This window comes from Muricomes intestini (assembly GCF_004346165.1).
Lineage (GTDB): Bacteria > Bacillota > Clostridia > Lachnospirales > Lachnospiraceae > Muricomes > Muricomes intestini.
Window position 1 is genome coordinate 107,639 of record NZ_SLZZ01000002.1, and the last position, 26,243, is coordinate 133,881.

Annotated in this window: 25 protein-coding genes and 1 pseudogene; 4 read left to right on the forward strand and 22 right to left on the reverse strand. The window is 39.9% G+C overall.

What is annotated here, in order from left to right:
• Positions 1–429 precede the first annotated feature (429 nt).
• From EDD59_RS02085 to EDD59_RS02125, 10 genes are all read right to left on the reverse strand, one after another.
• Positions 430–894, reverse strand: coding sequence for a low molecular weight protein-tyrosine-phosphatase (locus EDD59_RS02085; RefSeq protein WP_132378417.1), 465 nt, complete (start codon positions 892–894; stop codon positions 430–432).
• Positions 895–1,484: 590 nt separating this feature from the next.
• Positions 1,485–2,153, reverse strand: a complete 669-nt coding sequence (locus EDD59_RS02090; RefSeq protein WP_132378419.1) for a hypothetical protein — start codon at positions 2,151–2,153, stop codon at positions 1,485–1,487.
• Positions 2,154–2,163: 10 nt separating this feature from the next.
• Positions 2,164–4,542: an ATP-binding protein gene (locus EDD59_RS02095; protein ID WP_132378421.1), complete on the reverse strand. Its 2,379-nt coding sequence runs from the start codon at positions 4,540–4,542 to the stop codon at positions 2,164–2,166.
• Positions 4,539–5,195 carry a hypothetical protein gene (locus EDD59_RS02100; protein ID WP_132378423.1) on the reverse strand — a complete coding sequence of 219 codons (657 nt, stop codon included), beginning with the start codon at positions 5,193–5,195 and terminating at the stop codon, positions 4,539–4,541. The genes EDD59_RS02095 and EDD59_RS02100 overlap by 4 nt, the downstream gene beginning before the upstream one ends.
• Positions 5,174–6,718, reverse strand: a complete 1,545-nt coding sequence (locus EDD59_RS02105; RefSeq protein ID WP_165920837.1) for a hypothetical protein — start codon at positions 6,716–6,718, stop codon at positions 5,174–5,176. Before EDD59_RS02105 ends, EDD59_RS02100 begins: the two co-directional genes overlap by 22 nt.
• Positions 6,719–6,751: 33 nt before the next feature.
• Complete coding sequence (locus tag EDD59_RS02110; RefSeq protein WP_165920847.1) at positions 6,752–7,819, reverse strand: PDDEXK nuclease domain-containing protein; 1,068 nt, start codon at positions 7,817–7,819, stop codon at positions 6,752–6,754.
• 179 nt (positions 7,820–7,998) lie between these two features.
• Positions 7,999–8,469, reverse strand: a complete 471-nt coding sequence (locus EDD59_RS18010; protein WP_243117313.1) for a phospholipase D-like domain-containing protein — start codon at positions 8,467–8,469, stop codon at positions 7,999–8,001.
• Positions 8,462–10,693 (reverse strand): TOTE conflict system archaeo-eukaryotic primase domain-containing protein, encoded by a 2,232-nt coding sequence (locus EDD59_RS02115; protein WP_243117314.1) that lies wholly within the window; start codon positions 10,691–10,693, stop codon positions 8,462–8,464. The genes EDD59_RS18010 and EDD59_RS02115 overlap by 8 nt, the downstream gene beginning before the upstream one ends.
• Before the next feature lie 242 nt (positions 10,694–10,935).
• On the reverse strand, positions 10,936–11,805 hold the full coding sequence (locus EDD59_RS02120; protein ID WP_132378427.1) for a radical SAM protein: 870 nt from the start codon (positions 11,803–11,805) through the stop codon (positions 10,936–10,938).
• 188 nt (positions 11,806–11,993) lie between these two features.
• Positions 11,994–12,230 (reverse strand): hypothetical protein, encoded by a 237-nt coding sequence (locus EDD59_RS02125; protein ID WP_132378429.1) that lies wholly within the window; start codon positions 12,228–12,230, stop codon positions 11,994–11,996.
• Positions 12,231–12,380: 150 nt separating this feature from the next.
• Between EDD59_RS02125 and EDD59_RS02130 the strand changes: the two genes are divergently transcribed.
• Positions 12,381–12,599 (forward strand): helix-turn-helix domain-containing protein, encoded by a 219-nt coding sequence (locus EDD59_RS02130; RefSeq protein WP_132378431.1) that lies wholly within the window; start codon positions 12,381–12,383, stop codon positions 12,597–12,599.
• Positions 12,600–12,779: 180 nt separating this feature from the next.
• Here EDD59_RS02130 and EDD59_RS02135 read toward each other — a convergent pair whose 3' ends face one another.
• The 6 genes from EDD59_RS02135 to EDD59_RS02160 all read right to left on the reverse strand — a co-directional run bounded on the left by EDD59_RS02135 (position 12,780) and on the right by EDD59_RS02160 (position 16,894).
• Positions 12,780–13,775 (reverse strand): 2-hydroxyacid dehydrogenase, encoded by a 996-nt coding sequence (locus EDD59_RS02135; RefSeq protein WP_132378433.1) that lies wholly within the window; start codon positions 13,773–13,775, stop codon positions 12,780–12,782.
• 132 nt (positions 13,776–13,907) lie between these two features.
• Positions 13,908–14,270, reverse strand: a complete 363-nt coding sequence (gene crcB / locus EDD59_RS02140; protein WP_132378435.1) for a fluoride efflux transporter CrcB — start codon at positions 14,268–14,270, stop codon at positions 13,908–13,910.
• A 9-nt stretch (positions 14,271–14,279) separates the two neighbouring features.
• Complete coding sequence (locus EDD59_RS02145) at positions 14,280–15,092, reverse strand: DNA-3-methyladenine glycosylase family protein (RefSeq protein WP_132378437.1); 813 nt, start codon at positions 15,090–15,092, stop codon at positions 14,280–14,282.
• Positions 15,093–15,731 carry an endonuclease III domain-containing protein gene (locus EDD59_RS02150; RefSeq protein WP_132378439.1) on the reverse strand — a complete coding sequence of 213 codons (639 nt, stop codon included), beginning with the start codon at positions 15,729–15,731 and terminating at the stop codon, positions 15,093–15,095.
• 30 nt (positions 15,732–15,761) lie between these two features.
• Positions 15,762–16,430 (reverse strand): B3/B4 domain-containing protein, encoded by a 669-nt coding sequence (locus EDD59_RS02155; RefSeq protein ID WP_243117315.1) that lies wholly within the window; start codon positions 16,428–16,430, stop codon positions 15,762–15,764.
• A gap of 2 nt (positions 16,431–16,432) precedes the next feature.
• On the reverse strand, positions 16,433–16,894 hold the full coding sequence (locus tag EDD59_RS02160; protein WP_132378778.1) for a YaiI/YqxD family protein: 462 nt from the start codon (positions 16,892–16,894) through the stop codon (positions 16,433–16,435).
• A 280-nt stretch (positions 16,895–17,174) separates the two neighbouring features.
• On the opposite strand from EDD59_RS02160, the gene EDD59_RS18015 reads away from it, so the two are divergent.
• Positions 17,175–17,759 carry a helicase domain-containing protein gene (locus EDD59_RS18015; RefSeq protein ID WP_243117316.1) on the forward strand — a complete coding sequence of 195 codons (585 nt, stop codon included), beginning with the start codon at positions 17,175–17,177 and terminating at the stop codon, positions 17,757–17,759.
• Positions 17,752–19,005, forward strand: a complete 1,254-nt coding sequence (locus tag EDD59_RS02165; RefSeq protein ID WP_243117317.1) for a 3'-5' exonuclease — start codon at positions 17,752–17,754, stop codon at positions 19,003–19,005. Before EDD59_RS18015 ends, EDD59_RS02165 begins: the two co-directional genes overlap by 8 nt.
• Here the strand turns inward: EDD59_RS02165 and EDD59_RS02170 are convergent.
• A complete protein-coding gene (locus EDD59_RS02170; RefSeq protein ID WP_243117318.1) occupies positions 18,961–20,355 on the reverse strand; it encodes a sodium-dependent transporter in 1,395 nt (464 codons plus the stop codon). The genes EDD59_RS02165 and EDD59_RS02170 overlap by 45 nt on opposite strands.
• 168 nt (positions 20,356–20,523) lie before the next feature.
• On the opposite strand from EDD59_RS02170, the pseudogene EDD59_RS02175 reads away from it, so the two are divergent.
• Positions 20,524–21,869 (forward strand): annotated as a pseudogene (locus EDD59_RS02175) (MATE family efflux transporter).
• 37 nt (positions 21,870–21,906) lie between these two features.
• On the opposite strand, the gene EDD59_RS02180 reads toward EDD59_RS02175, so the two are convergent.
• The 5 genes from EDD59_RS02180 to EDD59_RS02200 all read right to left on the reverse strand — a co-directional run bounded on the left by EDD59_RS02180 (position 21,907) and on the right by EDD59_RS02200 (position 26,221).
• Positions 21,907–22,485: a M48 family metallopeptidase gene (locus tag EDD59_RS02180; RefSeq protein ID WP_132378441.1), complete on the reverse strand. Its 579-nt coding sequence runs from the start codon at positions 22,483–22,485 to the stop codon at positions 21,907–21,909.
• Between the two features lie 9 nt (positions 22,486–22,494).
• Complete coding sequence (locus EDD59_RS02185) at positions 22,495–23,256, reverse strand: arginase family protein (RefSeq protein WP_132378443.1); 762 nt, start codon at positions 23,254–23,256, stop codon at positions 22,495–22,497.
• A gap of 24 nt (positions 23,257–23,280) precedes the next feature.
• Positions 23,281–24,294, reverse strand: a complete 1,014-nt coding sequence (locus EDD59_RS02190) for a DnaJ C-terminal domain-containing protein (protein ID WP_132378445.1) — start codon at positions 24,292–24,294, stop codon at positions 23,281–23,283.
• A gap of 181 nt (positions 24,295–24,475) precedes the next feature.
• The gene (locus EDD59_RS02195; RefSeq protein WP_132378447.1) at positions 24,476–24,904 is read right to left on the reverse strand and encodes an Hsp20/alpha crystallin family protein; all 429 of its coding nucleotides are present in this window, start codon (positions 24,902–24,904) and stop codon (positions 24,476–24,478) included.
• A 285-nt stretch (positions 24,905–25,189) separates the two neighbouring features.
• A complete protein-coding gene (locus EDD59_RS02200; RefSeq protein ID WP_132378449.1) occupies positions 25,190–26,221 on the reverse strand; it encodes a helix-turn-helix domain-containing protein in 1,032 nt (343 codons plus the stop codon).
• Between the last annotated feature and the right edge of the window lie 22 nt (positions 26,222–26,243).

Sequence of the window (26,243 nt, forward strand, 5' to 3'; positions counted from 1 at the left end):
TTGTAAGTTTATGATAGTTTATTTAGCAAATTTTGTAAACAGTGTTCGATAATTTTTGTGTTTTTTAGGTAACAGTTCAGCCATGCGAATTTTCGACAGCGTAGGCAGGAGAAAGCTTGCTTTCGTATGCATATGCTGCCGAAAATTCATATGGCGCTCTGCCACAGCGAGATGAAGCGCAGCACATGTCCTTGGTTAGCAACCGTAGTGTGGTTGTTTAACAAGGACGGTACCCTTGGGGTGGAATCGAGCTGATGGCTGAACTGTTACTTTTTTAGTCAAAGACCCCGCAGCAATCTGACGGGGCATCAAACTTGCAGCGCAGCAAGCTGCGGGGTCTTTGACCCTCGCGGCAGCCGCCAATGAAATGCAAGCATTTCCACTTGGCTCGTTGCTCGCGGGAATAATTTAAGTACATTATGCTTCAGATTATACTGTATTGCGCTCCAGAATATACTGTAAAAGAGCTTCACAGCCTTCCAGTATAGCAACATAAGTACAATCAAAATTACCGGTATACCATGGATCCTCAATATTCCTCGGGTTATCAGAAAAATCCAGAAGCCTGTGTACTTTGCATTCCCTATCCTCCCCGATAATCCGATTAATATTACGGATATTCTCATTCTCCATCCCTATAATATAGTTGTAGTCATCGTAATCCTTTTTTCGAAGCAGAGCAGCATATTTCCCGGCAGTGCTGATACCGTATTCTTTTAATTTCCGTACCGTTCCGCGATGGACCGGATTTCCGATATCCTCCCGGCTTGTCGCCGCCGAGGCTATAAAAAATGAATTCCCCAGCCCACGTTTTTGTACCATGTCACGGAAGAGAAATTCCGCCATAGGGGAACGACATATATTGCCGTGGCAGATAAATAGTATTTTTATCATAGTTTTATATCCCTTTATAAATCTTCAAATGCCTGTAAATACTGGCTTCTTGGCGCTTTCTCATTTTTTTGTTTCTGCCCTGTTCTACGCATATCTACATAAATCTGCGTAAATTACCTGACAAATGGTGTAGTAAATGATATATTAATTCCATTCTTTCTTAACCATATCCAGTGTTTTGACTTCCTGAATATCTATGATTTTTGTTATCTACTTCGCTGTCCGGTCATAACTTGCATGAATATAAACATTCAGTGTAATACTGCATCAGAATGTCTCATCAAATATTGCAACGTTTTCACATTCATACCTGCATTCACAATATTCGCGCAGAATGTATGTCATAGAAAACGTGAGAGGGCGTGTCCGGCAAGGGCTGATTTGTATGAAACTTCTTGTATTTCTTCATCGTCCAGTACATTTCATTCTCAATATACGGCACAACCTTTGGATGCATTTCCTGGAAAGTCTATTAATAATTTCCAGATCTTCGAATGATGGCAAAACTTCCAACAAGAAAATCAACAAATAACTTTCCCCTATTTATGATAACGATAGCAGAACCTCATATGGTCAAAGCAAGTCACCGGCTAAGCCGATGTTCTTGACACTTCAACTATGGTGTCATGTTCGAGTATCTTGGTAAATTTGGAAATCATTTTCTGAGCAAGAGGTTCATCATAACTTTTTTCGGATATATTTTTCCAGTATGATGCATATAGATTTTGCAATTCCCTAAACAACGATTCTGGATTGCACAAATAATACTCACCATTGTGTTCCACAATACAATCCTGTTCAAATGTAATGGCAGTATTCTCCTTTGTTTGGCCTTGATGAATTATTCCACAACGAATCCCTTTGTAGAACTTTTGAGCATCAGCAGTAGAAATCTCAGAATCTAATTGTGGCAAAACTGTTTTATATGCATCTACGATATGATTTCCGCCATCGCTTGACTCATCATACCCATTGATTAATTCAAAATATAATTCAACAAGAATACAATTAATACCCATGACGATAAAGCCAAAATTCTCACGATTTTCAAATGTTTTAGTAGTTCTGATAAATGTATTGATCGGTTTTATATAGTTGCCCGCAATACGCAATCTCATGTTTTTGCAAATCTGATTATAATACTTTACTGCATCGGCATGAATTTCCTTTTCCAAAGCATCCTTGTAATTAGAAAGCAAGACTTTTGCCTCCTCTGTTTTCATTGTCGTGTTAAAATATGTATGGTCATTCTTAAACAAACCTTCCCTCCTACACAAAAGCCGCTTCTAAAAGTTCACATAATTCAATCCCACGTCCACTTAACTTATACTTTAGCAGCTTACTAATACGGTCATCGCAGGTGATGAAAAATAATTGCTCCATGGTTGCTTTTGATGTCATTTGATACTTAAGCAAATCCATGAATGCAAGCATATTTACATCATCCATACAGGCAGTCAAGTCATCGATAAAATATACCTTCATCTTTTCACGGTCATTTCTTGCATTGATACCCGCAAAAAAATGAGCCAGCATAAAGACACTGATCTGACCATTACTCAAAATATTAACAATATTTTTACCTTTATCATCAACTAACGAGATCCCCTCATTCTCCTGGACAATGTTGATCCCATCACTAGAATTAAATCTTGCCAGTTTATTATAGAACTTGCTAAGAGCCGGACCTACTTTTTCGTACTCGTCTTTCGAAAGTTCCTCCACAACATCTTTGATATCTTTTGCTCTCTGAGATGCACTATTTTTCAGTTTTTGAAGTTCTTCTATTTCCGCATCAAGGTTCTGATTCTTCTTATTATCCTCCTCCAGTTTCTGATTCAGGTCATATAACGTCTGATTTGCAAGAATACTATCAATAGCATTAATCTTTGATACAAATAAATCATAAGAAAAATCCGAAATCTCATAGGATCTGGTAATGAGATTTTTTACCTTTGCATATGTCTGTTGCACCGTCTCATTTTCAAATTCATACCCTAAAACCGTTAGAATCTGCTGATAAACATCTCTCACTTTCTGCTCTTTGACTTCCTCTAAAAGCGCCCCCTCTACAGCAGCCAGTAATTTCCCTACCTTTTCTGCGGTCAATTCTTCTATATTAATCTCTTGTCCCAATTTCTGTAATATTTTAACCGCATCAAAATATGGCTGTATCTCATCCTTTAGAACTTTCAGGCCACTAATCTCTGTCTCCAACGTTTCCTTTTCTTTCTCCACAACGGATTTTGTGTAATTAATAATTTTCTGATAAAGGATTTCAATCTCCGTCTGTAACGAGGTTTTATGTACTTCTTTTACCTTTACAACTTCCCCATTTTGCTTGATATACTCATCGGCTTCCTTAAGAATCAAAGCTTCCTCCATGGTAGAAAATGACTTCGAGCCACAAACGGGACATCTGGCAACACCATTCTCTTTTAAAACAGCATCTCTATGTTCAATCACCACTTGTTTATTCGCAGAAAGAGAGGATAACAACTTTAGCATCTTATTATTTTGGGAAAGCAGCTCAATCTCATCAGAAAGATCCTTCATATTTTTCTCTTTCTCTTTAATTGCCTTCTTATCCACATCAAAACTAGACTTCATAAAACCATCAATTTCTAAAGCACTCATTGATTCCCCATCCTGGAAGATTGTATCTTTTGAAAGAGACAACCCCTTCAATTTGCTAAGTTTGGCCTCAAGCCTTATAATCGCATCCGTATTCTTCGAAAATCCAGCTTTCACCGCGCGTTGAATAGACTCTCCCTTCGTCTCCCAGTAAGAAGCAATCTTTTTGATAACAGACTGCTGGCTCTTTAAGTTCTCATTTTCTACAAGTTTATAAAGTTCTTCTTTCGCCACCTGATAACCACAATTTTTCACTTCTGCTTTCTGCGCAGTTAACTCGTCTTTATCAAGACCAACAATCTCTGTCTTCTCATCCGGATAAAAAATGGTCAAAGGATACGAAACCTGCTTTGCATCCTCACGAGCTTTCGCCAACTGATTTTCATGATTCTCAATCACCGCCTGCGGTACCTTCTGTTTGGTCTTATCCTCAATATAGCGATCCACATCCTTAGCAAAAAGCTCCAGATTCTCCGCAATTTGGTTCTGCTCATCATAGTTCGTTATAAACTCATTAAAGAAGTCCTTTAGGTCCTTTCTCTTTTTACTTTGAACATTAAATGACTTCTGAACATCACAAAAATGAAAATTATAGAAACTATCTCCTACATATTCCCGGATAAATGCTTTCGCCATTTCTTCATTTTCATCAATCATAATTATAGATAACTCTGGATTTAATTCATCCTTTGTCTGCTCTCTGCAAAGAATTCTCTCTTTCTCTCCATCAAATAACCATAGAACTACCTTGACCTTTGCTTTTGCTCCAGCATCTCGGTTCTTTAGAATTCCACCGGTATTCATCTTGCGTTCATCACCGTTGGTACTTCTGGTATCGAAAGCAGTTTTTAATCTTCCAATATTGCCAGTCAGACACCACTCAATCGCATCGATAGTTGTCGTCTTACCAATTCCATTTGCAGCCGAAAGAAGCACAACCGATTTATCTTCAAAATCGATTATTTTATCGCGAAACCTCCTAAAATTTACCATCTGTATTTTGCGAATTATCATCTTTTCAGCCACTCCTTAATCTTCTCGTAATCCTGTACTTTAAAAGACTTATCCAGTACACCTTCTTTTTCTTTTCTGTTCACTCTTTTCTGCTGCTTTTTCATTAACGCTAAAAGATTCTCATCCTCCGGAAGTAACTGACTCAATCGCTTCTTCTGCTCCACATCCGGTGCAAATGCATCTGTCGGAATCATATGGAATGGTAATTCGATCACCTCATCATCATCGATTACAATCTGATTCTTATCTGTCATATCGCCCTTAATGAGGATCTTTCTCGATATTAGCAAATTACCCTCTCGGCTCTTATCTGGAATCTCCTTGGAATAAACAATCAACTGCACAATATTATACTTTAACTTATGAATCTCTTCTGATTTACCATTAATAATCATAAACACACGAATTCGATCATCCCAGCGATCACATAAAGAATCGATTTCCATCAAGTCTCCATTCAGAAGGAAAAACAAATCATCTCTCTGCTCACTGATAAAAATACATAATAATTCTTCCGGTTTCTGTTCCAAATCAAAGATATCCTCCAGATTAATTTCATATTCAGAAGCTATATCCCCAACAAGAATATCCTTATATCCACTTTTCTTAAACTCTTCCTGCAAAATCATAACTACATTTCCTCTTTGATACATTTCTCAGAAAAGATGCAACCACTGCAAGCTTCCTGTACGCTCCATTCGTCCTCATCAATTCCAATACACTCCATACACTCAATATAGAAACTATCTTCACCAAGATCTGCAACCGTAGGGTTTTCATTTACGTTCGCCGTACTATAATTATAATAATTTTTACCTTTCGTGATTTTACTATTCTCAAAAAACCATTTTCCTGGTTTCGGTGATATATTCACCATACGTTCTACAATCTTTCGTTTTGCACCTTTAAACTTTCCGCCTGCCGGGGGAAGAATTACACTATGTTTTACATATTTATCTTCAGTAAAATTCAGACAAACATAGTCAGATGCTGAGGAATCCATGTAATAACATGGATCAAACATTTCTAAATGAGCAGAAATTTCCGTCTCATCATTCACCTTCTCCTGACAAATGTCTAGCATAATCTTCCACAGATAATCTAGAAAAGAAAGAAAGGCTGTTTTACATTCCGTCATATAGATGAATCTGTCATCTACAATCGCGCCCCTGTAAGCAGCAACCTTACTAACATCGTCCATACTAAATGTATTCAATAGCTGATACTGACCATCTACAGTTTGAGCAATTTTATTTATCCATTGTAAAGTATTCTGGTATATCCGGTTCAACATGTGAATCTGTAAATCAGAAAGGTCATTATTATTTATAATCTCACCATATTCCTCGCAAACAACACCCACCAGATAATTTGCAATAGTCTTCTCAGTCTTCGTCCTGACGGAATCTACCATATACTGATCAAATTCTGTTTTATCCACTCGCAGCTGTTCAAAATCCGAATCAACTAATTCATAACGCCGTTGTATATATGAAATCGCAAGGCCAAGCAGAATTAACTGCCAGTGCTCCTCATCTCCACCACTATCAGCATTCGGATAATTTCGGGCTAATGCTTTCATCAATTCTATTTTGTACTCATTGATATTCAATTGGTGGGAGATATAATATTGGGTCACAAACCCTTTCAGCGAGTCCTCCGAAGCCATGGCCGCAAACAGATTTTTCTTTTGTTCGTCTTTCTTATTCGTTGTGTAAATATTCGTCTTCAGCCAGGTAACCGGATCCACAATATTTGAATAATTCATCGACTTGCGGAGCGCATTTCCAAGTCCAATATATGTTTTCATCTCATCAAGCGTTGGTTTATTAACCTTTGACTTTCTATGAATATAAAGTCTCGGAACTGCTGTCAAAGTAGACTGAAGCATCTGAAGGCGTAGATACTGATAATAAAGATCTGTCGAAATTTCCTTTATATTCGGATTTGTCTTCGGATAATACTTCACCTGAATAATCTCAAATGTACCATCCTCGAAAAATACATCCACATCCTCTAGATATTCTGAACAGACATACTTTACTTGATTCTTAAGGAGACACATAATCGTAATATAATCCTGAAATAAAAATCCCCTAATCTTACTCGTTGCATCTCTATCCTTATCACCATCATACATGACTGATAATTTATCAAATTCTTCTTTCGTATACATACTCACGAATCATTTCTCCCCCTCTATTTGCATCTACATATCCATTTTCTGTCCGTCTACATATATCGCTGGATGCTGCATAGAAAAAATTTCTTTCTGTCGTTCAATCTCTGCTTTCAATTGCTCTTTCGTAGGCAAATAAGTCAGATATTTAGACATAAACAGTCGGTCATTATCATGAAGTACCGAATATCTGGCAATATCTTCGTCAGTTTCCGAACACAATAGAATCCCAATGGTAGGATTATCTCCCTGTCCTCGTTTTAAATCATCATACATGCGCACATACATATCAATCTGTCCTACATCCTGATGCGTAATTCTGCCCATCTTCAAATCAATTAGAACATAACACTTCAGTTCGATATTGTAAAAAACGAGATCTAAATAGTAATCTGAAGTTTCCGTTACAATATGCTGCTGACGAGCCACAAATGCGAATCCTCTGCCCAATTCCATCAAAAAATCTCTAATGTGCGAAAGAATGGCAGATTCCAAATCTCCCTCTAAATAGGTATCCTCATTTTTAAAACCAAGGAATTCCGCAATCACCGAACTTTTGATTAATTCAAATTGATTTTTCTGATACTCTGCGATTTTCTGCTTCATTTCTTCAATTACGGCATCTTTTTTCGGTGCCTGAATCAGTCGATAATAATATTGCGTACTAATATTACGGTCTAAGGTCCTTGAACTCCAGCTCTCGTCAACAGCCTCTTTCATATACCAATAACGTGCATTTTCATCTGCAACACGAAGCAGGCTCCGAATATGTGTCCAGTTAAGATTGTGAACGCACGCGTTCACAATCTGCTCATCGGGAAAGCACTGATAAAATTTGATGTAATAATGCAGATTTCTTTTAGAATAATTTTTGCCAAACTCCTTTGTTAAATCATCTGCTAATGCGGAAATTAAACCACTACCATACTCTGCACGTTCACTGCCACCCAGTTCCTGTTCTACAATTCTTTTACCAATATTCCAATAGGTAAGCAGCATCGCCTTACTGGAAGCACTATAGGCTGCTTCTTGCCCAGAAGAAATAATACTTTTAATTTCTATAATAACTGATTGGTATGGCGTCAAATGATTTTCCATCACGTCACCTCGATTTCCCATAATAATTATATTTTAACTTGCTTTTCCTGTCATATCAAGGCTCTTTCGAAAATGGTGTAATAGTGGTGTAGTAAACGCCTCTAGCTGCCACGAAACCATTGATTTTACAGGCTTTTCCGGGACTTTTCAAGATATTGCCGTGGCAGACGAATAGTATTTTAATCATAATGTTTAACTCCCTGTGCCAATGCCATCTCCAACAATTCCGCAGCCACTTTAATGTCTTTTACCCTCATCAAATTATCCCAGACATCTTCTTTTCCAAGAAGATTCATTCCCCCATGCCATACTAATAACTGATCAATTACTGCAAAATGTTCTGTTTCATTTTCAGTGAATCTTACAATGATTCCCACATCTTTCATCTGCTGAATCAGGGATTGCAAAAACATGACATTCCCATGTGTATTGTTCTCCGGATTCTCAGTAATAACAATAATCTTTACACCGGCCTCCTGCCTTGGCTTCATAAGATAAATGAGCCGGTCAATCTTTTTCTGAATAATATCAGGACTGGAAATAACAATTTCTTTTTCTGCCTCCGCTAAATCCTGCTCAAAAATATCCATATAATTTCCCGCATCATATATTGCATTTACATTTTGTTTGTCTGCAACTATGTCAGACATAACGCGAAATCCAATCTTTTTGTATGTCCTTAATCGCTTCGAATACATATTGTTCAAGACGTCCAGGAAAAGAGACCGGTGCTCCGAGCATAAGCGTGTCCAGCCTAGGATAATCGAAGCCTTCCCCCACCTTTTGTCCTGTTGCAACGAGAATCAACGATTTCTCCTGTGGTATTGCTTTTAATTGTCTTCTGACAGAATCATTTTCCTTTGTAGAATTATCACCATACAAGATAAAGACACAATCTGCATCTTCCTGAACACTATCATAGATAAATTTTGCATGTTCCTTATATTTCGTAAGTATTAGAGGCGTTCGCCCATTTTTCACACAATCTTTTATGTCGGTTAAAATAAGCTCGTTCCGCACTTCGCTATTGCTGATAAGGGCATATGCCGCATTTATATCACCTCTGGCGGCAGAAACATTAATTACTCTGGTGTATCGCGGATAAACAAAATGGTCTATCCCCTGATCCTCTGCACGCTCCAATGCCGTATATTTATGACGCACTGATCCTAGAAGTAGATAATTAATTTTTTCCAGACTGTCACTTCTTATCGGTGTGGCAGAAACTCCATAGACATACCTCGCATTTACTTTTTTCAAAACTTCCTGCGCTGTGGATGAAGCAGCATGATGGCACTCATCCATGATGACCATTCCATATGTATTCATTCTTTCATGAAAAGCACCCTTTTTATACAGCGAACCAATCATTGCAATGTCAATAATTCCTGTCATCGTATCTCTGCCGCCTTTCAATGTTCCAATAACACTTGTACGCTTTTTTATACGTCCTGTTTTTGTCTGATATTCCGGCGGCTCTTCATCAATGATTAGAAATCGATTCAGTTCCTCTTCCCGTTGTGAAATGAGATCCGTGCTTTCTAATAAAATAAGTGTATTAACTTTGCGCTGCGCAATCAGATAGCCACAGACAACAGTTTTTCCAAAAGCAGTTGCCGCATTGAGCATGCCATTATCATAAGCAAGTAAACTTTCTGCTGCCAAATCCTGCTGAACCCTCAATTCTCCATTAAAAGATACCCGAATAGGTCTTCCTTTCTCTCTGTGATCTTCAATATCGTAATTAATTTTAGCTTTTTTGCACTCAGCTATTATATTTTCAAACAGTCCTCTAGGAAGTTTTATATATCCTTCTGTATCCTCCCCCAAGTAAACCGTACTGAAGTTATAATAATTTGAATATCCTAGTCGCTTGTTTTTATAAAAGACAGGATTATCAAAGGCCGCCATGCAGCGAATCTGATTTTGTAAATAAGGTTTCAAGTTAAGAGCATCAATATAAATTCCGTCGGCAAGAACAATATGCAGTTTCCCTGTTACATCGGCCGCCGCAAAAGCATCATGACGTTTCCACGGTTTGAGACGATTTTTGCTGTTCAAAAAATCGGCAGCTCCATGCTGCATAGACAGTTCTAACTGCCATTTATCAACAGCCTTTTCTATTTCGTCCTGGGATAATTTTCTCGTGTACAGTAAATGTCCCCATTGATCAGAATATGCATTCCAGTTCTCATCCACAAAGGCACTATTTCCTTTTTTTAGTGCCTGTCCTTGTAAAGGCAGCGCAATGAGGTTCCCGATCCTATTTGTAGCATCCTGCAATGGATGCATTCTATCATAATAGCGAAATGATTTAAGATTGATTGACTTTAGACCTTTATCAAGAAGGAGCAAACCGAAATTTCTCGCTGTGGCTGCTGCAATCGGTTTCTGAAAGAATATCCATACGTGCGCACCTCTTCCTGAACGGGATCTTTCCACAAGGGCCTCTATTCCATTTTGTCTGCATATCATACGAAGTGCGTCCACCTCATCGTGCCAGGAGTCATCCTTATTTGCAAAATCCTTCTTTTCTGCTCCCTTCTCATGATTATCGAAATCAAAAACAAGGAATCTGCAGGTTCCATCCGAAAACAGTGGATAGACACCTATAACATCAGTCCCCTCCTTTCTGTCCCCAACTAGATGCAAAACAATGATCTCCGGCTTCAGCTTTGTCCAACTTGTGTGTTCACAATCCTCACAATACATTTTTTGCCCCTTTTGTTTTGGACATAAGACGTTATTCCAGCGATTATCGCATTGAGGATAATAATTTCCGTTTTTAGCTCTTTTGGCAAATATATCTTCCCGTCCCCAAAACATTGCAAAAAATTTGGTTGCCATGTTTTTATCGATATATTGTCTATTCATTGGCACCTCCTGCCCCTACTTTTCCACATTGGAGATTATTCGCAAATGTAAGTCACACTCAACAAGCAAATATCGGTTCCAGCTGATTATATGATACCAGGGTCAAAAGGTCATGCGTTTCATGCTTGCATGAAAAAGCATGACTTTGGGACCCGTAAAACATGAGAAAGAAGCCCGAGTAGGGCGGATTTCGAATGTTTTTAGGATTGCGGGAGCACAAAGTGCGGAGCAATCCGTAGGTATCAGGGGGCAAAATACCTTTTGATCCCTACATCATTATATTTCTCAATAGCACTGTCAAGTTTCTGCAGCATTTTTTCCCTATCTTTCGGAAGGCTCCCCCACACGCGCAGCTTTAATTCATCGTGGAACCCATCATATAAAAGAGGATTTGTGTCAAGTAATTCCAACAATCTGCGGTCTTCCCTTAGGTTTTCCACCTCATCTGCCGGAACAAATTTACCGGCCAAAATATCCTCGTATAGAGGTGCGCTTTTATGCAGAAATAAAGAAAAGTTAACTACTTTCTGGGGATGGGTATAGTTAAAAAATTCTGCCAGTTTTTCTGCATTTTCCAATCCTCTGCCGGCTCCTGCAATTCCCGTCATAAAGTGTGCATTGTAAATAAGTCCCGCCTCCTGTATACGGCTGATTTGTCTGTATGCGTCCTCAATCCCATGATCCTTTTGCATAAAAGTCAGCACATCATCCAGTCCGCTTTCGATTCCCAGATAGAGGCGTCTTACCCCGGCTCTTCTTAGCTGGCGTAATTCTTCATCTGTCTTATCGCTTATATCTGTTACAGTAGCATCCATATTGATCATTTGACAATTAGGAAAATAGTAAGAAATTTTGTCCAGTATATAGAGCAGCCGGGGTGTTTCCATGCCAAAGGCGTTCCCGTCTCCTAAAAATATCTGTTTAGGGTTTGCGCCTAATTCAGATACACGCCGCAGTTCATTCTCTACTTGCTCCAGTGGGAGCAGACGATACTTTAGATGCTTGAACAGCGTGCAAAACTTGCATCGATTATAGTTACAGCCCACTGACACCGCCAGCATAAATGATGATCTTTCCATAGGGGGACGGCAAATTTGACCTTCATACTCCATTAAAATGCACCCTTTCTGTGAATGAATTTATACATGATATTATTATAGATTATATACTCGGGCAGCACAACCAGTTAGCACAAATAAACCCGACAATATACCCATTTATTCAAAAACAAGGCACATCAGGTAAGTATTATTTACCAATGTACCTCTCACAAAATATTTTTGCGTCTATATCGTTCCAATTAGTTCTCTCCCTCTGCCGCATACTTTTTTACTTTCCTTAAAATATTTCTGTACATCTTGTCTTTCAACAAATCTATATTGTCATAGCTCACCTGAAATTCTGATAAGAAATCTGGATTTTCTGCAAAAAATCTTTCTTGTTCTTGACGTGAAAGATATATAATATATTCTTCATAAAAATCCATATCATCTCCTGTTATGAATTCATCGAATTTTTTATGCTGCTCCAATGTCATATGTATATCACCTAATTCCCGGAGGGCCTTCTCCACTATATCACCTCATTGTCCATTTTAGTCATCATTTTAGATTATATTCGCAATTGCGAAGATATTCAAGTATATAAATATATCGTATGCTGATTCTATCAGGAAAGAGGTGATACAATGATTGATTATTCGCCCTTTTGGGAAACATTAAAGAAGTCAAACGAAAACTGGTACACACTGACATCCAAGCATCATTTATCGCACAGTACCATGCACAGATTAAAACATAATGATAATATCAGTATGAAAACTGCCAACGATTTATGCCGGATTTTAAATTGTAAAATCCAGGATATCTGTCAGTATGTGGCAAGCGATGAAGATCAGGAGCTATAATTAAGCAGCATCCGTGCAGATAAAAGTGTACAAGAGAAGAATCTGTTTTAGTGATTAAGCAGGAAGTGATGAAAATCAAAAATATTCTCAGGAGGGAAAGTATTGGCATAATATCAGTGAGACACTACACTAAAAGGGGACACAGCGCAAATCACTCACCACTGTTCCCCTCTGCCAGTTTCACTGGATTTTCACTTCATTTGGCGTATCTGCCCTCTTTTCAAATATCTCCGCATTATCCAGCGTAATTTCTGCTATTGCCCTCAGAGCCTCCTCTGTGAAGAATCCCTGATGGGAAGTAATCATCACATTCGGAAAGGACAGGAGCCTGGCCGTCGTGGAATGTTCCAGGATATCATTGGAACGGTCTTCAAAAACATTTGTTGATTCCTCTTCATACACATCCAAACCTACACCAAAGAATTTTCTTTCCCGGATTCCTTCCACCAGATCATCAGTCTTAACCAAAGCCCCTCTGGATGTATTGACAAGAATTACCCTATCCTTCATCTTTCGGATGCTCTTCATGTTAATCATGTGACGGGTATTATCTGTCAGCGGACAGTGGAGAGAAATCAAATCACTGTTTGCCAGAAGCTCATCCAGACTCACATAAGCCCCAAACTCCTTAACTTCTGGATTTTCATAAACATCGTAGGCAATGACTTTCATACCAAATCCATGACAAATTTTTGCCATAGCTGCACCAATCTTTCCTGTTCCTACAATTCCTGCAGTCTTGCCATGGAAGTTTACCCCCATCAGACCACTTAAACTAAAATCATTCTCCCTAACCTTTACATATGCCTTATGGAGTCTGCGGTTGACACCCAATGCAAGGGCCATGGCATGTTCGGCAACTGCCTCCGGGGAATATCCAGGCACACGGAGAACCCGGATGCCATAGCTCTCTGCAGTTTCCAAATCCACATTATTAAAGCCTGCACACCGCATCAAAATCAGTTTCACACCAACCTCATGGAGCTTTTCCACAGTCTCTTTCCCCACCTCTGAATTGACAAAGGCACACACTGCATCATATCCTGCTGCCAGGGATGCCGTCACGGGTGCCAAATCTGTCTTCAGATATTTAATCTTAATTCCGGGATGACTCTCCAGAACTTTATCAAACGAATCACTGTCATACTTCTTGGTATCATAAAATAATATTCTCATTTTTCATGCCCCCATTCAAGAGATGTGCAAAATTACATATCTGTATAGTTCCTGTTCAAAAGTTCTACACAACTAACCTTTGAACACCTTTATCTTACATCATCTTTTGTTGTACAGCAATATATTTTTCTGTCAGCTAACTCGTGCAAGCAGCATGCCGCACCACACTCCCAGGAGGCACAACCCTGTACTGAGAACCACATATACCCCTGCCTGACCATACCTGCCCTGCCCAATCAGATTATACGCCTCAAGGGAAAATGTGGAAAAAGTTGTGAACCCGCCGCAAATCCCCGTTTTCAAAAAAAGTACCAGATTATCGGAAAGATGTTTCTCTGCTGCTGTTCCTGCGATATATCCGATCAGTACCGCTCCGCACACATTTGTGATTAGCGTAAGTACGGGAAAGGCCCCCCTATAAGGAATCAAGCTGATAGCATACCGGAGCATGGAGCCAAAAGCGCCTCCCAGCGCCACAATAATAAACCCTGTCATTTTATTCTATTATTCCTTCCCCAGCAATTCATAATAAAAAATGTACTGCTGCATGATTCCCTCGCAGCCTTTATACCGTCTTTTTGGAAATCCTTTAGGATAGTGCCGCTTCAATGCCTGGTTAATATGAGTATCCACAGGAAATGCCGCCGTCTGGTGCAGTGCAAACAGACAGATGCAGTCTGCGACTTTCTCCCCGACTCCAAACAGTTTCAGCAGTTCCTCCTTTGCCTTTTTATAAGGCATCTCGCTGATCTGGGAAAGAGAAATTTCTCCGTTAACGACGCTTCTTGCCGTCCTTACCACATACTTGCTTCTATACCCTAAATTGCACTTCTTGAGTTCGTCCTCTTCCAATCCCGCCAGTGCCTCTGCTTCCGGAAATGCATAATAAACCCTGCCGTCTTCTGTCTGTTTTTTCTCACCGTAGGTTTCACTGATGTTCTGTATACATTTTCGGATTCGCACGATATTATTTTGCTGTGAAATCAGAAATGATACTATCATTTCCCACAAGTCCTGATTCAAAATACGGATTCCACTTCCAAATTCTGCCGCATTCATCAGATAGGCATCCCGGGGATTGATACATTTTCTATATCCTTCATATTCTGTGTCCAGATCGAAATAGTGTTCCCAAAAGTTTTTAAATTCCTGCTCCGTGCAATAGAACGAGCACTGCTTCCCAACCTGACTGATTTCCAGATACTTGTCCCCTGCTATCACAAAATATGTATTATTTTCCTTCTTTCCCATACGAAAACACTGCCCTGAGTTGATTATCTGGGAAATATCAAAGTAATTTATTGTTTTCTCAATCATTTATTTCACACCATTTTTAGCGCATATATCGTTCAGACAGCACCTGTCGCAAAACGGCTTCGTCCGGGCGGTACACACCTCTCTTCCATGAAGTACCAGGCGATGGCAAAAATCATTGCCCTCCGCGGGAGGAATTATTTTCCACAGTGCCATCTCTACTTTCTTCGGTTCTTTTATCTCATTCACAAGGCCGATTCTGTTCGTCAGCCGGATGCAATGTGTATCTGTCACAATGGCTGGTGCCCCAAACACATCCCCCATAACCAGATTTGCACTTTTTCTGCCCACACCCGGAAGCTTGAGAAGCGAATCAAAATCCTTTGGCACATTCCCACCATACTGTTCTTTCAATATTTTCATACAGGCACTGATATCTCTCGCCTTCGTTTTTCCAAGGCCACAGGGCCTCACAATGCGCTCAATATCTGCCACATCCGCCGCTGCCAGGGCATCCACATCCGGATATTTTGCATATAAATCCTCTACTACCACATTCACCCGGGCATCCGTGCACTGGGCAGCAAGACGGACACTGACAAGCAGCTTCCAAGCCTCATCATAATCCAGCGTGCAGCCTGCATCAGGATATTCTTTCTTTAAACGCTTGATTACCTCCAGCGCCAGGTTTTTCTTAGTCATACATATTATCTCCTGTTTTACATCCGAAATTTATTTTACTATCCAGCTTTCCACTTCTTTTGCGGCCGTATATTTCTCCAAATATTCTTTTCCGTATTTCAATGCCTGCTCCAGGTCTGTGTTGTCAGAAAAAGAATAAATCAGCGTAAGTATCTCTTTGGCGCTCTCTGTGATCATAGCTCTCTCCGAATCACTGGTAGAACTTCCAAGAGCACCCTGCTCGTCCGCAATAACCGGAAGACATTCTATCTTAATCTCATCCTTGCCGATTCCCTTGTAAGTCTCCCCTTCCCGGCCAATCCTAAACACCAGAGAGCCTTTTATATTCGCCGTATCATAGGAACCCACGGAAAAACCGGACTGAATCGAAATCAGATTGTTTACGTCCACCACTGTATTTACCTGGTATAGTCCTTTTCCATGACCTATCCTGCGGATCAGAGCTTCCGAAGACACCCTATACCTGTTCGGATCCTTTCCAAAGGTCTTATATGCCGCCCGGGACTCCTTTATATTTGGAATTCCCTGTATTTCATAATCGAAAATATCATCCCTGACTTTCTGATAAACCTTTCCTTTCAGATATTTCCACAATTCTTCACTTTTTTGTCCCACCTCGGCGCGATACTGAAGACAGCCAACTCTCGTATACTGCCATTTTTCTTTCATAGCCCCATCAATTGTCAATTCTGTTTTCAATCTTATAATTCCTCCTTTGAATCAGAAATCTTATCTATCAACCGTTCCAATGAATCTGCAAAATGTAAATCATCCTCTTCTGTCCGTTTTGCCGGCCCTTTCAAATGATTTTTTGCTTTTGTTCTTCTTGCCTTTTTCGCCAGATGCCTCTCCATAAGCATTTGGTCGATGTTTCCATTTGTATACCACTTGCCGCTTTGGTGAATACCAAAGGCACCTTTACCCAATATCATAGCGGCCACCCCGTAATCCTGTGTAATAACAATATCACCTTTTTGGCAAATACTGACCAGTGCAAAATCCACCGCATCAGTTCCAGCTCCAATTATCATCACTTCGCTATAATCAGAATGTAGTACATGATTGGTGTCACACAAAAGAATGACTTCTATAGTATGTTTCCTGGCTATAGTTTCTGCTATATGTACCACAGGACAAGCATCGGCATCTATTAAAATTTTTATGTTACTCACACCCTTCTTCCCTTTATCCCCTATATGCATATCATGTTTGTGCAATATGTATATAAATATGCGTATTTTCTTTAATGTATTTATATGTTTTTCACATCTCATTAGGGGCGCACTATTACAATATAATAATCCATAAATAAAGAAAAGTCTAGTATTTTTTTATATCCATGCTATACTTCTTATTACAGTTCAGCCATGTAAATTTGAGCTGAGGGCTGAACTGTAGCCACCTTTACAATGAATACACAGATTAAGAAAGGAACTTTTTAAAATGTATAATTTAACCGAAAAAGAAGAAAAAGAACATTTACACGCTGTCATAAAAAAACTTCTCAAAGCCATAGAGGAGATAGCAAATGCGATCCAAAATTACAACAGAAAAATTATAGAGACGAAGAAATACATGTGGGAAAATTCAGCCCAACTGGATTTGGCTGAAAGAGCTGCTAATCGTGTCATTGCCTATGATGAAACAGTTCAGGGTGAAGAGGCTCTTAAAACCAAAGAAAAACTTAAAAGGATGATGGTCTCTCCCTATTTTGGGAGAATAGATTTTCATCCGGAAGATGCATCCGAAGATACGGAAGAGGAAAATGTTTATATCGGTATCAGCGCATTTACAGATAAAAGGAATGGCAATGTTTTGATCTACGATTGGCGTGCCCCTATTTCCAGCATGTTTTATGATTTTGAAAATGGAAAAGCCTGGTATCATGCTCCTGCTGGTATCATCAGCGGTATAATTTCTATGAAACGCCAATATAAAATAAAGGACAGCAATTTAGAATATATGATTGAGAGCGGTCTTAACATTGACGATGAGATACTTCAGCAGGAATTGAGCCATAATGTTTGAAGAATTAGCTAGAACCATTCTGGGTTCAAGAATTCGTTTTCAGACCTTCTCCAGCCAGATAGAAGAATTATTAACTTCCGGTGATAGCCGGTTAGCTGAACAAATACAGTATAAATCAACCAATTCTTTTGTAACTGAATTGGAAAAGTATTTGCAATATGCCGAAGACAAGTTTTTCGCACCCAGAAATTTACAGATTGGTAATTTCCATATAACCAAAGAAGATATCAAACAGAGTTACACAAACCTGAAAGATATGCCAATCAAAAAAAGGCTGAAAAAAATCACTTCAAATATTATTACAAAAGACAAAAATCAGACTGTGCCATTGCTGAGTAAAGATTCCGCTAAATTAGTAAAAAAGGAAATAAACAGTATGTTCTTCTATCCTGATGCACTGTCACTATATATCAATTTTTATACGTTTATCGGACATGAAGAATATTTTTCAATGAGAAGAAAAAATATTCTTGGACACAGTGACGTATTTCCTCTTATTTACGTGAAATTGTTTCTTGAGGGCACTCCCCAAAATTACAGGGCAATAAAGCATTTACTCATCGACGAAATGCAGGATTATGCCCCGGTTCAATATGCGGTCCTTGCGAAACTTTTTTCCTGCAAAATGACGATTCTGGGAGATTTGTATCAAAGTGTAAATCCATACAGTTCTTCCTCTGCCGATAAAATTTCACCCTATTTTAAAGAATGCACATGTATAGAATTACAGAAAAGTTATCGCTCTACATATGAGATTATGGAGTTGGTACAAAATATTCAAAGGAATGATAAGCTGATACCTATGGAACGCCACGGAGAAAAACCCCGATTTCATTCTTGTACCGGTTTTGACAGTGAAGTGGAAAAGATATATCAAATCCTTTTGGAATATAAAAAATCAAACTACACCTCTCTGGGAATCTTATGCAAAACCCAGAAAGATGCTGATGTCCTTTATCATGTAATAAAGTTAAGAGAAGATAATGTCAGCCTGCTAGATTTTAAATCAGATAAATACACAGAAGGAATCATTATTACCACCATACATATGGCAAAGGGGTTGGAATTCGACTGGGCAATCATATCCGATGTATCCCGGCAAAATTATAAATCAGAAATAGATAAAGGACTGCTGTATATTGCCTGTACAAGGGCTATGCACAAGCTTGACTTAACATTTAGCGGATATATAACTGATTATTTAACGTATGAATCCAAAGCAATTCAAAATAACAATAATCATTAGAACAGGTATTACAATCTTTGCCAATATCTTTTGAAAACTGGAAACCTTTCCATCCCTTCCGTCCGCTGTTAATTCTTTTTCATAGGCATCCAGGCCCCAAGCTTTTACAACATAAAAGCATGTCAGGATGCAGCCAAGAGGCAGTAATACATATGCAGTAGCCGTGTCCAGCCAGTCATACAGATTATAGGTCACCAAACCGTTGGCATCCAGCCAAGGGAGTTTAAAGTCCTTTAGAATCCCGAAACCAAGAGAAACGAAAACGCTCCCCACAAATATCACAGCGGAAACGATGGAAGTTGCACTTTTGTGCTTTATCCTAAATCTCTCTTCCACCCACTTTATCGGGATTTCAAAAATAGTAAACAGTGTGGAAAATACTGCAAAGATAAGTGCGAAAAAGAAAATCACTCCGATAATACGGCCGCCCGGAAGATTGCCAAAAATTTGTGTCATCACCACAAATATCAGGGAAGGGCCGCTTGCCACATCCACGCCTGCACCGAAAGCAGAGGGAATAATCACAAAACCTGCAAGCAATGCAACCGTAGTATCACAAAGGGCAACCCACATAGCATCCTTTCTTATGTTATTTTCTCTCGGAAGACTTGCCCCCAGGGTAATGAAAATACCCCAGCCAATCCCAATCGAAAACAAAATCTGTGTGGCTGCATCGGCAAACACCTTAACACTTAGCTTGCTGAAATCAGGAAACAGATAATACTTTAATCCTTCAACTGCACCATCTGTTGAAAATATTGCCCAGATACCGCAGATGGCAAGCAAAACAAACAGAGCGGGCATCATTACCTTTGTCACCTTTTCTACCAGATTAGTAATCCCAAAAAACAGGAAGAAAGCTGTAATAACAATAACAATTGCCGTATATATAACTGGTTCAACCGGTGATGATATAAAATCATCAAAATATTTTGTCGTATCTGCTCCAAAATCTGCCCCCGATAAATAGGCACCTGTGTACTTCACTACCCAACCGCTTACTACTACATAATAGATGTCAATCAGCACCGTACAAACGATAGCAATAATACCTATAAAGCTATACTTCTTGTTTACCTTGCCAAAAGCCGCCGCTACATTCCCTCTCCCATACCGGCCTATTGCCGATTCCATTGCAACCATTGGCTGTCCCATAATAATGGCCAGTATAATATAAATCAAGATAAATATACCGCCTCCGCCTCTGTATGCAAGATATGGGAACCTCCAAATATTTCCCAGACCAATTGCAGCACCTGCTGCTACCATAATATATCCAAATCTTGATTGCCATTGCGGTTGTTCCTTCTTTTCCATATTTACTCTCCAATCTTTTGTTGAAATTTTCATGGTCATTTTTTATAACATTTTACCGTGTTCTTCATCACATTTCAACAATTATCTCAAATACTGGTGCAAAATCGTAACAGAGCAATCATTTCAAAATACCTTTTGCCCCCTACATCATATAATGAAAATATAAAAATTTAAAGGAAGTGATAGAACGTGCACAACACAATGTCCCAGAATGAAAAATATCAGATGATGACAAAGGCCCCCATTCCGGCCTGATCGGCAGGCTGGCTGTTCCTACTATTATCAGCATGCTGATCACTTCATTCTATAATATGGCAGACACCTTTTTTGTCGGAAGGATTAGCACCAGTGCAACTGCAGCAGTGGGGCTCTCCTTTCCTATCATGGCCATCATTCAGGCATTGGGCTTTTTTTGCGGACATGGTTCAGGAAACTCTATGTCCAGGAGACTTGGCTCCAAAGATTCCGAGACAGCAAAACAGCTGGCTGCTACCGGCTTTTTCTCAGCACTGTTTTTTGGTCTTGTCCTAATGGTTCTGGGCCTTATTTTCCTTAAGCCGCTCTGTTTTCTGCTGGGGTCCACCGGCACAACTCTCCCTTACACACAAAAGTATCTGGGCATCGTCCTGCTGGGCGCACCATACATGACTGCACAACTGGTACTGAATAATCAAATACGATTTCAGGGAAATGCCTTCTACTCTATGATTGGAATCACAGCAGGCGGTGTTTTAAACATTGCTCTGGATCCGCTCTTTATTTTTGTGTTTCATATGGGAATTGCAGGTGCGGCTTTTGCCACAATACTTAGTCAATTTGTCAGCTTCTGTATGCTGCTGGCAGGAATTAAATTTTCCAATTGTATCCCCATCCATTTTCGCAACATCCGGCTCACCAAAAGCCGCCTGTTGGAAATTGCAGGAGGCGGACTTCCTTCCCTTTTTCGCCAGGGGCTGGGAAGTATTGCTGTCATGACACTCAACATTGCCGCAAACCCTTATGGAGACGCAGCAATCGCCGCAATGTCCATTGTCAGCAGAATTACGATGTTTGCAAGCTCCGCTCTGATTGGGTTTGGACAGGGATTTCAGCCGGTCTGCGGATTTAACTACGGTGCAAAAAAATATGAGCGGGTAAAAGAAGCTTTCTGGTTCTGTGTGAAAATTTCAACGGTTGTCCTGTTTGTCATTTCCATTATTGGTGCGTTGCTGTCCGGTCATATCATAGGTGTCTTCAGAAATGATGCAGATGTCATACAAATCGGATTTACTGCCCTCCGGCTTCAATGTTTAACCTTTACACTAAATGGATGGATTATTATGAACAACATGATGATGCAGACGATGGGAAAAACCCTTTATGCCTCCACATTGGCTTCAGCCAGGCAGGGACTTTTCTTTATCCCCGCACTCCTCATTCTTCCAAGACTATTCGGGCTTCTTGGAATCCAGATGGCACAGGCAGTGGCAGATGCCTGTACCGTAGTTATAACTACGGTCCTCAATCGGCTTGTCATGAAGCAGATGCAGGAAGAACAGTCCTCCTGAATATTGTCTGGGGAAATTATTTTTAGCTCCTTCCTGTCTATTCTGCCATCCTGACCATTTTCAGCCTCTTCCTGCATTCTTTGTAATTTGGATAATAACATTCCACTTCACGCCAGAATTCCGGTGAATGGTTCATATGTCTTCGGTGTGCCAGCTCATGCACCACCACATAGTCCAGCAGCTCCGGCTGCAGATAGCAGAGCTGATAATTAAAATTGAGATTTCCTTTTGCACTGCAGCTTCCCCATCTGGTTTTCTGGTTTCGTATGGTGATTCTTCCCCAGGTTACACCCATAATTTTTCCATAATACTGCACACGGCCAACAATTTTGTCTTTAATATTCTTGATTTCCTTTGCCGTGAGTTCCTGCAATGGCGGAGCTGCCACGGTCGTATTGTTCATGCTTTGTTGTCTGATCATAGCCAGTTTGTTAATAATCCATTTTTGATGATTTTGTATAAATCCCTTCAGCTCCCTGTCAGATAGCCCCAGTGGAATACGTGCCAGTACTTCCCCCGTCTGTTTCACTTCCAGGCCGATACTCTTTCTGGAAGAGCGCTTCACCTGAATCAAAATCTCTTGTTCGTTGTTTTTCATCCTATATTCTGTAATCATTGATCGTATTTATTTTCTCCTCAGCAGATTCATAATATATGCATATAATTCTTCATTTGTCTTATTGTTAATTCTTTTGGCCTCTGTATATTCCGGTATAATATCAGCATTCGGGTATTCACCGCATATATCTATGCCAATCACTTCACATTCAACCAAAAGGAACTGCAGCAGATGCTTCAGCATATCCACCGTCATTTCTCCCTGATCCCAGTTCGTCACAGCATCTCTCTTTGTGAGCACATCCTTGTCTATGGATAAATAGACAGGCAGGTCTTTCCGTATTCTCTTAAAGTCTTCTTTTGCCTGTCTTCTCTCAAGCTTTTCGTAACTTATCGCAATAATCTTTTCTTTATTATCAGGAACATCCAATTCGTCTATAAGATGCTGCCTCGGCCCCATCAAAACCAGCTGCTTCAAATAAGAATTGTTTTCTAGGACTTCTCTCGCCCAATTTCCGCAGCTTGTAATTTCCCCTGTCAATGGTTTTTGCATATCTGTATGGTGGTCAATGAGCACCATTGAAAATGGCTCCTTTATATAATCTGTCATTAATCTGGTAATGTAATGGTAATCCCCGGAATCAATAAAGTGGATTCCGGAAATACCATGTAATTCAATCATCCTTTTTAACTCCGCTTCTGCTAAATGAGAGCAATACAGTACGCAGCCTCTCATTTTTGAACAGTCAAGCCTTATGAAGCTGTCCTGGTCCTTGAACTGTTTCGGATAACTGTGTGTGAAATCAAATACCAGGTTTCTATACTCCATCTTCTCAATCCTCCACTCTATTTATCAGCATACTTGTTTGTACTCCATTAATTTTTTTCTTGCTTCGGGCGTTAATTTCTTTGGAACCTGAATCTGTATGGTCACATACTGATCTCCGTGTACTGCCGGATTTTTCATTGAAACGATTCCTTTTCCCCTCAGCCGCACTTTACTTCCTGATTGTGTCCCTTCATGGATTTTGCAGTTCACATCGCCATACAATGTGTGAACCCTCACTTCGCCGCCAAATACTGCTGTAGTATACGGAATATTAACCGTTGTGTAAACATCCAATCCTTTTCTTTCATACCCTGGTTTTGTTTCCACCTTGACCTTCAAGAGTAAGTCCCCGGGATCTCCTCCTCCGATTCCCGGCATTCCCTTTCCCCGAAGCCTAACACTTTGTCCTGTATCAATGCCGGCCGGAATGTGTACACTGAGCGACTGACGGGTTCCGGGAACCTTCGGATCCTGCAGAGTAATCATTTTATCGCACCCCAGCGCAGCTTCATCAAAGCTGACAGAAATGTCTGCTCTCAAGTCTTCACCCTTTCCGGGGTAGCTCCCCGAAAACCCTCCGTCAAATCCGCTGCTGTAAAAACTGCTTTTGTGGGAAGTCTGCGCTCTGGAATCCTGTTTTTTATTTTCATGGAATATATTGCCGAACAAATCTCCAAACAAATCATCCATATCTTCGCCTTCGAAGTGGTATTCTCTCCAGCCATTGCCTCCGCCAGTATATGCCCTTCTCCCATAAGTGCCTCCGCCATAAGAATTTTCGCCATAAGCACTGCCTGCACCTGCTCCGGCCTCGAAAGCCGCATGTCCGAACTGGTCATACATTTTTTTCTTCTCAGGATCACTTAAAATGGCATATGCCTCACCGACTTCTTCAAATTTCTTCTTTGTATCTGCATTCCCTGCATTTGTATCCGGATGATACTTTTTAGCCAGCTTTCGGTACGCTTTCTTGATAGCGCCGGCATCCGCATTTCTTTCTATTCCCAGTATATCATAATAATCTCTTTTTGCCGTCATAACTTTCACCTCCAATATCAGTGAATTCTAAAAAAGAGAGACAACTGCTAAATTTTCAGCTGCGTCTCTCATTGCATAGGAAATGTATTTAAACGGGTCCTATTTGTCTTCTGGTTTTCCTGCAGGGATTCTGCTGCCCCTTGTGGCAGAATCCCATCTTACTGCAGGAGCCTCTATTGGGTTAACCCTCAATGGCGATACGTTTTGATTCTTCCACTTCAGGTTTCTCATCCTTGGGAATATTCAGTTTCAGGGTACCATTTTCAAATTTTGCCTTGATATCTTCCTGGGATATATTCTCACCTACATAGAAACTTCTACTGCAGGTTCCCGCGTATCTTTCTCTTCTGATATATTTTCCGTTTTTATCTTTTTCATCATTATTCTTATTTGCATTTGCTGTGATGGTAAGGTATCCATCCTTCAATTCTGCCTTCACATCTTCCTTCTCAAATCCCGGAAGGTCCATGGTCACTTCATAACCGCCATCCGTTTCCGCAACATCGGTCTGCATCATTCTGGTTGTGTTAAAGGTTCTTCCGAAATATCTTTCCGGAAATCCAAAGAAATCATCCATAAAGTTTTCTCCAAAAATACTAGGCATCAACATAAGTCATCTCTCCTTTCAAATCTACCATCCGGTATTTCCGAATGAATATTGATGTCAACATTGTTACCTGGAACTGGTAGCCGGAAGTTCTCATTTCTTCCGTCCCCTTTGTTCTATATATAATATAGCACCAGTTTTAGCACTCGTCAAGTGCGAGTGCTAACATTTTTTGTGAAAAATTTGTGAACTATCTAAATTATCGTATGTGTACAATCAAGCCAAAAGAAAAACCGAGAATGCCTTTTTACGGCTTTTCCCGGTATTCTATCTGCTATATAAATTCTGCTATTTCACCAACTCCTGCCACCTCTTATCATCTTTTAAAAATGCATATGTCTCTTCATCCCGAAAGTTTTTTAACAAATTATTCTTCAGTTCTGCGGAAAAGTCTTCTCCAATCCCGGAAAAGATCATATGCTCATAAAGTGCAGAATCACAAAAGCTTCCTATGCTTCCGCTGCTTTCAAGCATTCTCTTCATTGCCTCTGCCGCCGTATTGCAGTCTTTCTCCGCCACTGCCAGCTCAAGTACACATGAGGCCTCATAATATCCGCCCATTTCAAATATTTTTGCCAGCTCTTTTTGCTTATCTACAAGACTATGTGCCTTCTTCATATTTTCATCCTGCATTGCCAACATATAAATGCTGTGGAATATCAGGTTTATCATCCCATATCCTGTAAACAGCAATTCTTCGTATGCCTTATATGCCTCATTTATCCTATTTGTCTTGCTGTAAATAAGTGCCTGCTTTCTTTTCCTTTCTGGATTTTCTTTGGAAAAGTAAGTCAGATACTTCTTTGCCTTGTTATATTGCTCTTTTCTTACATAAAGATTAAACAACAGATCGGCGGCAATATTTCTAAGCTCCTCATCTTTACTGTCCAGAATGCGCACGTAGCAGTCACAGATGTAGTTATCATAATCAGCCGAATCTGGAATGTCTTTTACCGCACGCTGAGCATCAAGTCTCTGTATCATACGGAAAGTCAGCATTTCACTATTAGGATACTGCTGCAGCTTATCCTTTGCCCATTGAAATCCGTTTTCATAAGTACCGTTCTTAAGCTTGTCATCTAATTCATAAGTAAAATTATTTATTTCTTCCAAGGTAAGTTCTTCCTGGTAAGACAATAAAGTGTCAAGTGTAATATCAAGCAGCCTGGCAATAGGGGCCAGCAGCATAATGTCCGGCAAAGAATTTCCATTCTCCCATTTATTGACGGCCGGAGCGGTCACACCAAGGCGATTCGCCATTTCCTCCTGCGTCATATTCTTGCTTTTCCTATATTTCCGTATTACTTCACCTATCTTCACAAAGCCGCCCCCTTTAATTTTG

Coding starts and splice junctions, on each gene's coding strand:
- EDD59_RS02135 (WP_132378433.1), bottom strand. CDS start 13,775: ATGAGAATATTATTTTATGATACCAAGAAGTATGACAGTGATTCGTTT.
- EDD59_RS02150 (WP_132378439.1), bottom strand. CDS start 15,731: ATGACTAAGAAAAACCTGGCGCTGGAGGTAATCAAGCGTTTAAAGAAA.
- EDD59_RS02180 (WP_132378441.1), bottom strand. CDS start 22,485: ATGATTACAGAATATAGGATGAAAAACAACGAACAAGAGATTTTGATT.
- EDD59_RS02120 (WP_132378427.1), bottom strand. CDS start 11,805: ATGGAGTATGAAGGTCAAATTTGCCGTCCCCCTATGGAAAGATCATCA.
- EDD59_RS02195 (WP_132378447.1), bottom strand. CDS start 24,904: ATGTTGATGCCTAGTATTTTTGGAGAAAACTTTATGGATGATTTCTTT.
- EDD59_RS02130 (WP_132378431.1), top strand. CDS start 12,381: ATGATTGATTATTCGCCCTTTTGGGAAACATTAAAGAAGTCAAACGAA.
- EDD59_RS02115 (WP_243117314.1), bottom strand. CDS start 10,693: ATGAATAGACAATATATCGATAAAAACATGGCAACCAAATTTTTTGCA.
- EDD59_RS02190 (WP_132378445.1), bottom strand. CDS start 24,294: ATGACGGCAAAAAGAGATTATTATGATATACTGGGAATAGAAAGAAAT.
- EDD59_RS02145 (WP_132378437.1), bottom strand. CDS start 15,092: ATGATTGAGAAAACAATAAATTACTTTGATATTTCCCAGATAATCAAC.
- EDD59_RS02185 (WP_132378443.1), bottom strand. CDS start 23,256: ATGGAGTATAGAAACCTGGTATTTGATTTCACACACAGTTATCCGAAA.
- EDD59_RS02085 (WP_132378417.1), bottom strand. CDS start 894: ATGATAAAAATACTATTTATCTGCCACGGCAATATATGTCGTTCCCCT.
- EDD59_RS02095 (WP_132378421.1), bottom strand. CDS start 4,542: ATGATAATTCGCAAAATACAGATGGTAAATTTTAGGAGGTTTCGCGAT.
- EDD59_RS02170 (WP_243117318.1), bottom strand. CDS start 20,355: ATGAAAATTTCAACAAAAGATTGGAGAGTAAATATGGAAAAGAAGGAA.
- EDD59_RS02125 (WP_132378429.1), bottom strand. CDS start 12,230: ATGACATTGGAGCAGCATAAAAAATTCGATGAATTCATAACAGGAGAT.
- EDD59_RS02105 (WP_165920837.1), bottom strand. CDS start 6,718: ATGTATACGAAAGAAGAATTTGATAAATTATCAGTCATGTATGATGGT.
- EDD59_RS18010 (WP_243117313.1), bottom strand. CDS start 8,469: ATGTCTGACATAGTTGCAGACAAACAAAATGTAAATGCAATATATGAT.
- EDD59_RS02110 (WP_165920847.1), bottom strand. CDS start 7,819: ATGGAAAATCATTTGACGCCATACCAATCAGTTATTATAGAAATTAAA.
- crcB (WP_132378435.1), bottom strand. CDS start 14,270: ATGACAGGGTTTATTATTGTGGCGCTGGGAGGCGCTTTTGGCTCCATG.
- EDD59_RS02165 (WP_243117317.1), top strand. CDS start 17,752: ATGTTTGAAGAATTAGCTAGAACCATTCTGGGTTCAAGAATTCGTTTT.
- EDD59_RS02100 (WP_132378423.1), bottom strand. CDS start 5,195: ATGTATCAAAGAGGAAATGTAGTTATGATTTTGCAGGAAGAGTTTAAG.
- EDD59_RS18015 (WP_243117316.1), top strand. CDS start 17,175: ATGTATAATTTAACCGAAAAAGAAGAAAAAGAACATTTACACGCTGTC.